The sequence below is a fragment of the Pseudomonas sp. IT-232MI5 genome (assembly GCF_949767845.1).
Taxonomy (GTDB): domain Bacteria; phylum Pseudomonadota; class Gammaproteobacteria; order Pseudomonadales; family Pseudomonadaceae; genus Aquipseudomonas.
In genome coordinates, this window is record NZ_CATKQE010000003.1 from 280,670 (window position 1) to 289,361 (window position 8,692).

General features: G+C 61.1%; 9 protein-coding genes. 4 read left to right on the top strand and 5 right to left on the bottom strand.

The genetic code is table 11. The features are described from left to right. Positions 1 to 36 precede the first annotated feature (36 nt). A complete protein-coding gene (locus ACM6JQ_RS03855; RefSeq protein WP_414893253.1) occupies positions 37 to 1,239 on the top strand; it encodes a multidrug effflux MFS transporter in 1,203 nt (400 codons plus the stop codon). Between the two features lie 7 nt (positions 1,240 to 1,246). Here the strand turns inward: ACM6JQ_RS03855 and ACM6JQ_RS03860 are convergent, their stop codons facing one another. The 3 genes from ACM6JQ_RS03860 to ACM6JQ_RS03870 all read right to left on the bottom strand — a co-directional run bounded on the left by ACM6JQ_RS03860 (position 1,247) and on the right by ACM6JQ_RS03870 (position 2,918). After that, entirely contained in the window at positions 1,247 to 1,420 is a 174-nt protein-coding gene (locus ACM6JQ_RS03860; protein ID WP_007914687.1) for a hypothetical protein, read from the bottom strand. 160 nt (positions 1,421 to 1,580) lie between these two features. Next, the gene (locus tag ACM6JQ_RS03865) at positions 1,581 to 2,594 is read right to left on the bottom strand and encodes a zinc-binding alcohol dehydrogenase family protein (protein WP_414893254.1); all 1,014 of its coding nucleotides are present in this window, start codon (positions 2,592 to 2,594) and stop codon (positions 1,581 to 1,583) included. 30 nt (positions 2,595 to 2,624) lie between these two features. Beyond that, positions 2,625 to 2,918 (bottom strand): putative quinol monooxygenase, encoded by a 294-nt coding sequence (locus tag ACM6JQ_RS03870; protein ID WP_007914690.1) that lies wholly within the window; start codon positions 2,916 to 2,918, stop codon positions 2,625 to 2,627. Between the two features lie 119 nt (positions 2,919 to 3,037). On the opposite strand from ACM6JQ_RS03870, the gene ACM6JQ_RS03875 reads away from it, so the two are divergent. From ACM6JQ_RS03875 to ACM6JQ_RS03885, 3 genes are all read left to right on the top strand, one after another. Next, positions 3,038 to 3,967, top strand: a complete 930-nt coding sequence (locus ACM6JQ_RS03875) for a LysR family transcriptional regulator (protein WP_007914691.1) — start codon at positions 3,038 to 3,040, stop codon at positions 3,965 to 3,967. Between the two features lie 317 nt (positions 3,968 to 4,284). Beyond that, positions 4,285 to 5,019, top strand: a complete 735-nt coding sequence (locus tag ACM6JQ_RS03880; protein WP_007914692.1) for an ArsR/SmtB family transcription factor — start codon at positions 4,285 to 4,287, stop codon at positions 5,017 to 5,019. A 127-nt stretch (positions 5,020 to 5,146) separates the two neighbouring features. Next, on the top strand, positions 5,147 to 6,529 hold the full coding sequence (locus tag ACM6JQ_RS03885) for an MFS transporter (protein WP_007914693.1): 1,383 nt from the start codon (positions 5,147 to 5,149) through the stop codon (positions 6,527 to 6,529). Between the two features lie 117 nt (positions 6,530 to 6,646). Here ACM6JQ_RS03885 and ACM6JQ_RS03890 read toward each other — a convergent pair whose 3' ends face one another. Both ACM6JQ_RS03890 and ACM6JQ_RS03895 read right to left on the bottom strand, forming a co-directional pair. Continuing rightward, complete coding sequence (locus ACM6JQ_RS03890) at positions 6,647 to 7,600, bottom strand: adenosine deaminase (protein ID WP_007914694.1); 954 nt, start codon at positions 7,598 to 7,600, stop codon at positions 6,647 to 6,649. Positions 7,601 to 7,680: 80 nt separating this feature from the next. Then, the gene (locus ACM6JQ_RS03895) at positions 7,681 to 8,646 is read right to left on the bottom strand and encodes a 2-oxoglutarate and iron-dependent oxygenase domain-containing protein (protein ID WP_414893255.1); all 966 of its coding nucleotides are present in this window, start codon (positions 8,644 to 8,646) and stop codon (positions 7,681 to 7,683) included. Positions 8,647 to 8,692: the final 46 nt, after the last annotated feature.

Below are 8,692 nucleotides of genomic sequence, written 5' to 3' on the forward strand. Positions count from 1 at the left end.
GACTGTCGGGCTGCCGACTTGCAACCTGGATGCCTGATGAACTTCCGTACCATTCTGATTCTCGGTGCCTTGACCGCCTTCGGGCCCTTGGCCATCGACTTCTATTTACCCGCATTCCCCTCGATGGCGCTGGCGTTCGGCACCGACGAGAAAAACGTGCAGATGACGCTGGCGGCATATTTCGCCGGGTTGTCGATCGGCCAACTGGCTTATGGGCCGGTGGCGGATCGCTTTGGCCGACGCATCCCGTTACTCGTCGGGCTTACGCTGTTCACCCTGGCATCGCTCGCCTGCGCTTATGCGCCGAACCTGGAATGGCTGATCGGCGCACGTTTCGTCCAGGCGTTGGGCGGTTGTGCGGGGATGGTGATTTCCCGGGCGGTGGTCAGCGACAAGTGCGACGCGGTGGGTTCGGCGAAAGTCTTCTCGCAATTGATGCTGGTGATGGGCCTGGCGCCAATTCTGGCGCCGATGCTCGGCGGTCTGCTGGTCAACACCACAGGCTGGCAGTCGATCTTCCTTGTGCTGACCGGGTTCAGTGCCTTGGCCGGTTTGGCCGTGGCGCTGGGGCTGCCGGAAAGTATGCCGGCGCACATGCCGCGCCAGCCGTTGTCCGGCGCCCTGCGCCAGTACGGGCGCTTGCTCAAGGATCGGGTTTACCTCGGTCATGCCCTGACCGGTGGCATCGCCATCGCCGGGATGTTTGCCTACATCGCCGGCTCGCCGTTTATCTTCATCAAGTTGTATGGCGTCCCGGCCGAACATTTCGGCTGGCTGTTCGGTACCAATGCGGCGGGCTTCATTCTGGTGGCGCAGGTCAATGCGCGGATGTTGGCCAAACGCGGCCCGGCGTTCCTGCTGTCGAGGGCAGTGTGGGTGTATTTCGCTGCCGGGCTGGCGCTGCTCGCGGTCAGCGCAATGCATACCGAGTCCTTGTGGCCGCTGCTGATTCCACTGTTCATCTGCGTGTCGAGCCTGGGCTGCATCAGCCCCAACGCCGCTGCCTGCGCGATGAACGGCCAGGGTGCGCGCGCCGGCAGTGCCTCGGCGCTGCTCGGCTGCATGCAATTCAGCGTCGCCGCCGGCGCTTCGGCACTGGTGGGGGTGTTGCACGACGGCACAGCCGTGCCGATGGCGATGGTTATCAGCCTGTGCGGTTTGCTGGTGGTGTGCGTGGCGCTGCTCACCCGCCGTCTGCAGAATGCCCGGGCACTGGCGCAAGCTCAGGCCGAGGCATAAAACAGCCTCAGCCGGCAGCGCGCTGCTGGCTGCGGTCGGGAATCTGATGGGGCGCACACAGTCGCGCTTCGAGGGTGCGGGTGAAGGCCAGTGCTTCGGCTTCACTGCGGAATGTCACGGCGTGTTGGTCCAGACGAACCTGCCATTGAGACTTTGCCACTTCTTTTATCAGGATCTTCATTGCTGACCTCCCTTGCGTAAAAGATGTATCGCAGAGGCTTCGATTGTAGACCTGAATACGATCGCAATTGTGACAACGGTCAAGCATCGGACTGACGGCAAAAAACAGCGCAGCCCCGCCGACCGCTCTAGGTTCGGCGAAGGCTGCGACGTGCGGTTTTTTAGAAACCTTCTAAAACAATTTTCCCCTTGGCTTTGCCACTTTCCAGCAGCTCATGAGCACGACGCAGGTTCGCCGCATTGATCGTGCCGAAGTGCTCGCCCACCGTGGTCTTCAACGTCCCGGCATCAATCAGCTGCGCCACGCGGTTAAGCAGTTTGTGCTGTTCGATCATGTCCGGCGTCTCGAACAGCGAGCGGGTGTACATGAACTCCCAGTGCAGCGACAGGCTCTTGCGCTTGAGTTTGCTCACGTCCAGCGACTTCGGATCGTCGATCAGTGCCAGTTTGCCTTGCGGCGCCAGCACTTCGACCAGTTGATCGAGGTGCTGTTCGGTCTGGGTCAGGCTGGCGACGTGGGTCACGCTGTCGATCCCGGCGCGCTTGAGTTCTTCGCTCAGCGGCTGGCTGTGATCGATGACGAGGTCGGCGCCCAGTTGTTTGACCCAGTCACGGGTTTGCTCACGGGATGCGGTGCCGATGACTTTCAGGCCGGTCAGTTGCCTGGCCAATTGCGTGAGGATTGAGCCAACCCCGCCGGCCGCGCCAACGATCAGCAAACTCTGATCTTCGTTGGTTTTGCCTTCGCGGATTTGCAAGCGTTCGAACAGCAATTCCCATGCGGTGATCGTGGTCAGCGGCAGTGCGGCAGCTTCGGCAAACCCGAGAGATTTCGGCATATGGCCGACGATGCGCTCATCGACCACGTGCAGTTCACTGTTGCCGCCGGCACGGGCGATGGAGCCGGCGTAGAAAACCTTGTCGCCAGCCTTGAACAGCGTCACTTCGCTGCCGACAGCCTTGACCACACCGGCAACGTCCCAGCCCAGCACTTTCGCTGCAGCGTTTTCCGGTGCCACGTTCTGCCGCACTTTGGTGTCGACCGGGTTGACCGAAATGGCTTTGACTTCCACCAGCAGGTCGCGCGGGCCGGCGACCGGTTCTGGCAGTTCGATGTCTTGCAGGGATTTGGCGTCGCTGATCGGCAGGGAAGCGTAATAGGCAATGGCTTTCATGAAGGGCTCCGTACAGTTAATAGAAGAAGTTCAGGCAATCACGCCAAGGCGCTTGAGCTGGAAGTGTTCGATGGTGTGGCCGGCAGTGGCCTGGAAGTTCTGAAAGTGCGCGCTGTTGTTGTGCGCCTCAAGAATCGCTTCGCTGGCCCAGTGTTCGATCACATAAAACACCTGCGGGTCGGTGAGGTCGCGGTGCAGGTCGTACTGGCTGCAACCGTGTTCGGCGCGGCTCGGTTCAACCAGGGCGCGCAAGCCCTGTTCGAGAAGATCCTGTTGACCGGGTTTGGCAATCAGGGTGGCGATAGCGGTGAAAGGCTGGGACATGCTCGGCTCCAGAGAAGCGGGATGAATGCGATGGAGTGATGATTGGCTATTTCTCTGCGAGATAAAACCGGCTAAAAGAGCAGTCTCTTTCAATATTTTTTTGATAATCGAGGCTGAGCATGCTGCGTTTCGATGACTTGCAGTTGTTTGTCCGGGCGGCGGATCTGGGCAGTCTGTCGGCGGCAGCGCGGGTAATGGACATGTCTGCGGCCGTGGCCAGTGCGGCGTTGAAACGGATCGAACAGCAACTCGGCGCGCGGTTGCTCGCGCGTTCGACCCGCAGTTTGCGTCTGACGGCCGAAGGTGAAGGCTTTCTCGAATACGCCCGCGCGGCGTTGAGCAATCTCGATGAAGGCCGGCGCTTGCTGGCCAGCGGCCAGGATCAGGTCAGTGGGGTCTTGCAGTTGTCGGCACCTTCGGACTTCGGCCGCAATCTGTTGCTGCCATGGCTCGACGCGTTCCAGCGCGAACACCCGAAGCTGACCGTGCGTTTGCTGCTCGGCGACCGCATTGCTGACCTGTTCCGCCAACCGGTAGACATCGCCTTGCGTTATGGCGAACCGGAAGACTCAAGCCTGGTCGCCTTGCCCATCGCCCCGCATAACCGTCGTGTGCTGTGTGCCTCGCCGGCGTATCTGGCCCGGCACGGCGAACCGCGCCAGCTCGAACAACTGGCCCAGCACAACTGCCTGCTGTACATGCTCGGCAGTCGGGTGCATGACCATTGGAGTTTTCATGACGGCAAACGTGAAGTCGGCCTGACCGTCAGTGGTGACCGTTTCAGCGATGACGCCGACGTGGTGCGCCTGTGGGCGGTGGCCGGCGCCGGAATTGCCTACAAGTCGTGGCTGGACGTGGGCGCCGATGTGCTCGCCGGGCGTCTCAAAGTGCTGCTGCCGGAGTTGCTGTGTGAGCGCGCACCGCTGAATTTGTTGTGCGCCCATCGCGCTCAATTGAGTAAGCCGGTGAACCTTCTGCGGGAAATGCTCGCCAGCCGATGCGCTGATTTGAGTAGTCAATTTCCCGCTTTTTCGGAAGTTGATCATTAGTCGCAGGTAAATAGAGAAATTTCTGTCAGGAACAATCACCACCTGCGCAGGCCCCGGCGCGGGACGCGGGAGCTAACCCGCTTATACTAGCGCCCGCCTCATGCCAGCACCGACACCCCGGCCCGGAGACCCTCGCACCGCGTCGCCAGTATTCGAGTGATGGTCGCGCAACTGCTGCGGGTTCTGTGCTGGAGCAGGCTGCGTCACTGGCCTGCCTTGTCCCGGTTCATGGCGATTTTCGCGTCTTGGCCGATGACTCATTACCGGCCAAGATGTCTCCGAGCAGTAGACGATACGATTCAACAGGGAGTGAACACATGGAACATGCACCTTGCATCAGCCAGATCGCCACGTTGCTGGCCGACCCCAAGCGCAGCGCGATGATGTGGGCGTTGATGGATGGCTCGGCCCGGCAAACCGAGGAGCTTGCGCTACTGGCAGGGCTGTCGCCGTCGTCGGCCAGCGCGCACTTGGCGCGGCTTTCCACGGGTGGTCTGTTGAAGGTCGAAGTCCGCGGTCGCAAGCGGTTTTTCCGTCTCTCGGCACCGGAGGTCGGCGCTGCAATAGAAGCGTTGGCCAGCGCTACCATTGCCAGTGCTCCAAGGGACATTCCCGAGGTATTCAAACGCACCACCCCCATGGCCAAACCGCAGACCGCGCCGTCCTCACTGTTGCGTGCGCGTTTTTGCGATGACCATCTGGGCGGTACGCTGGCGGCGGATCTGTATCAGCGGCTGCTTGATGCCGGTTGGATCGAACAGCTTGAGCAACGCGTCGTGGTGACCCACAAGGGGGCGAAATTGTTGGCTGGGCGCGGTGTGTTCATTCAAGCGTTGGCCCATCGCAACGTACAAGTGGCGTGTGCCTGTCCGGACTGGAGCGAGCGTCGTCCGCACATGGGAGGCTCACTGGGTGCCGCGTTGCTGCAGTTGTTCATGCAGTCCGGTTGGCTGACCCTGCCCAACGATTCCAGAGCCTTGCAATTGACGGCCACTGGCCAACGGGAACTGCACCGCTTCGCCAAGGAAACCGAACTGGAAATGGCGTTGTAGAGCACTCGCATTCGACGTCAGCACTTCTGGCGTCGTCCACGACTGCGAACAGGTCGCATCCAGTAGCAACGCCTGAGCGCTATCGCGCACACTCGATCCGGGGATATTTCGGATGGGGGGAGGCGGCATGGACACACACGGCTACAGCGCGGCGGAACGCTTGGAGCGACTGCCAATAAGCGGTTATCACCGGATCATTTTCATCATTATTGCTCTGGCGTTTTTCTTCGACTCCATGGACCTGGCGATGATGACGTTCCTGCTCGGCTCGATCAAAGCCGAGTTCGGCCTGAGCAGTGCGCAAGCGGGGCTGCTCGCCAGTTCGAGCTTCTTCGGCATGGTGCTGGGAGCGTCGCTGTCGGGCATGCTCGCCGACCGCTTCGGGCGCAAACCGGTGTTTCAGTGGAGCATTGTGCTGTGGGGCGTGGCCAGTTATCTGTGCTCGACGGCGCAAACGGTCGAGACGCTGACACTGTTCCGCATCCTGTTGGGGATCGGCATGGGCATGGAGTTTCCCATCGCCCAGTCGATGTTGTCCGAGCTGATTCCGGCGCAACGTCGCGGTCGTTACATCGCGTTGATGGACGGCTTCTGGCCGCTCGGCTTCGTCGCTGCTGGCGTGCTGTCCTACTTTCTGCTGCCACTGATTGGCTGGCGCGACATCTTTCTGGTGTTGGCCGTGCCGGCAGTGTTTGTGCTGGCGATCCGCTTTTTCATTCCCGAGTCACCGCGCTGGCTGGAACAGGCGGGGCGCGATGACGCTGCGGACAAGGTGTTGAACGGCATCGAGGCGCGGGTGCGCAACTCGCTGGGCGGTGCGGCGCTGCCGGAACCGATTCGTTTGCCGCGCACTGTGACGCCGCCGGGCAACTTCTTTTCGGCGCTCAAACAGATCTGGTCGCCGCAGTATCGCCAGCGCACCACAATGATCTGGAGTCTGTGGTTCTTTGCGCTGCTTGGCTTTTACGGGCTGACGTCGTGGCTCAGTGCGCTGCTGCAACAGTCGGGTTTCGCGGTGACGCAGTCGGTGTATTACACGGTGCTGATTTCCCTGGGCGGGATTCCCGGGTTTCTGATGGCGGCGTGGCTGGTCGAGCGCTGGGGGCGCAAACCGGTGTGCATCGTCACGTTGCTCGGCGGCGGGGTGATGGCGTTTCTGTATGGGCAGAGCGCGGTGTTTGGCGGCAACGTTGCGCTGCTGATCAGCACCGGGCTGTTGATGCAGTTTTTCCTGTTCGGTATGTGGGCGGTGCTCTACACCTACACGCCGGAGTTGTATCCGACGTCGGCACGGGCAACCGGTTCGGGCTTCGCCTCGGCAATTGGCCGCGTGGGGTCGCTGCTCGGGCCGTTGGTGACCGGGCTGGTGTTCCCGATTACCGGGCAGGGCGGGGTGTTTGCGCTGGGCGCGGCGTGCTTTGCGATAGCGGCGGGGGTGGTGTGGCTGTTCGGGATGGAGACGCGCGGGAAAACCCTGGAAGAGCTGACTGAAACCCAATCTATCGGCTAACACCGATCCAATGTAGGCCTTCGCCTGCTCGCGATAGCGGAGTGTCAGATATAGATTTTTAGCTGACACCCTGCTATCGCGAGCCGGCGAAGGCCTACAAAGGTTTTGCGGTGTTGCTTATGGCTTTACCAGTCGCGCATCCAGGCTGTTCTGCGCCAGGCGCTTGGCCTGATCCTGGGTCATGCCCAAATGCTCATGCAGTGCGTAGAAGTTCTCGGTCACGTAACCACCGAAGTACGCCGGGTCATCGGAGTTCACCGTAACCTTCACGCCACGCTCGAGCATGTCGAGGATGTTGTGCTGCGACATGTGATCGAACACGCAAAGCTTGGTATTCGACAGCGGGCACACGGTCAGCGGGATCTGCTCATCGATGATCCGCTGCATCAGGCGCTCGTCTTCGATGGCGCGCACGCCATGGTCGATCCGCTGGATCTTCAAAAGGTCGATGGCTTCCCAGATGTACTCCGGCGGGCCTTCTTCGCCAGCGTGGGCGACGGTCAGGAAGCCTTCGTGGCGGGCACGGTCGAACACGCGCTGGAACTTGCTCGGCGGGTGGCCCATCTCGGAGCTGTCGAGGCCGACCGCGACAAACGCATCACGGAACGGCAGCGCTTGATCGAGAGTTTTCTCGGCTTGTTCTTCGCTGAGGTGGCGCAGGAAACTGAGGATCAAACCGCTGGTGATGCCCAGTTGTTGCTCGCCATCCTTGAGTGCCGCGGCGATGCCGTTGAGAACCACTTCGAACGGGATGCCCCGGTCGGTGTGGGTCTGCGGGTCGAAGAACGGTTCAGTGTGAATGACGTTCTGTGCTTTGCAGCGCAGCAGGTAGGCCCAGGTCAGGTCGTAGAAGTCCTGCGAGGTGCGCAATACGTCGGCACCTTGGTAATACAGGTCGAGGAATTCCTGCAGGTTGTTGAAGGCGTAAGCCTTGCGCAGGGTTTCCACGTCGTTCCACGGCAGGGCGATCTTGTTGCGTTCGGCCAGGGCGAACAGCAGCTCGGGCTCCAGCGAGCCTTCCAGGTGCAGGTGCAGTTCAGCCTTGGGCAAGGCGTTGAGCCAGTCGTACATATTCTTTTCTCATCAGGTGCAATGGTGGCATTCTACAGATGCTCGCCGAAACAATTGGCAAAACCTGACCAAGCGATCCATCAAACGGCTTCCTGCTCACGGCGATAAGCGTAGGTATCGGCGAAGCGCGACAGCAGGAATTCGGCGCAGGTGGTGGTCGGATACTTCGCTGGGTGTTGTGCGTCCTGACAACCGGGCAGGCATTCGATGCGCGTGTCCGGGTGCGGCTCGGCGAAGAACGGCATCGAATAGCGATCGACCCCGAGCGGACTGATGACGCGGTGCGGCGTCGAGCGATAACGGTCGTTGCTCCAGCGCGCCATCATGTCGCCGAGGTTGACCACGAAGGTGCCCTCAATCGGTGGCGCGTCGATCCATTCGCCTTTGACATTCTTCACTTGCAAGCCACCGGCGCTGTCCTGATAGAGCAGGGTGATGCAGCCGTAATCGGTGTGCGCGCCGGCGCCTTGCTGCTCGGCGGAGCTGGCGGTGTGGCGCGGCGGGTAATGGATCATGCGCAGGACGCTGACGGGGTCGTTGAAACGGCTGTCGAAGAAGTCGCGCTCGATGCCCAGCGCGAGGGTCATTGCCCGCAGCAGGGTTTGGGCGAGAGCCTGCATGTCGAGGTAATGCTGTTCCATCAACTCGGCCCAGCCGGTTTGCGCCGGATGACGGTTCGGCCCGCGCAACGGTTTTCCGGCGAGTACGTCGGGATGGTTGGCCGGCAGGTGCGGGCCCATGTCGAAGGTTTCTTTGAGGTCGCTGGGTTTGCTCGGGTCGAGTTGCTCGGTGGCGATCGCACCGTAGCCGCGATGGTGGCGGGTCTGGGTGATGTCGATCTTGAGTTTTTCCGCTGCGGGCAGAGCAAAAAAACGCTGAGTCTGATCGAGCACCGCGTCGATGCGTTGCGCCGAAATCGGGTGACCCTTGATGTAGAAAAAGCCCCACTCGCGGCAGGCGTGGTCGATTTGCCCGGCCACGGCGGGCCAGGCGTTTTCATCGTCGCTGTAGAGCGGGCTGATATCGATGATCGGAAGCTGATCCATACACAATCCTTGAGAGCGCTGAAGATCAAATGTAGGAGTGAGCCGG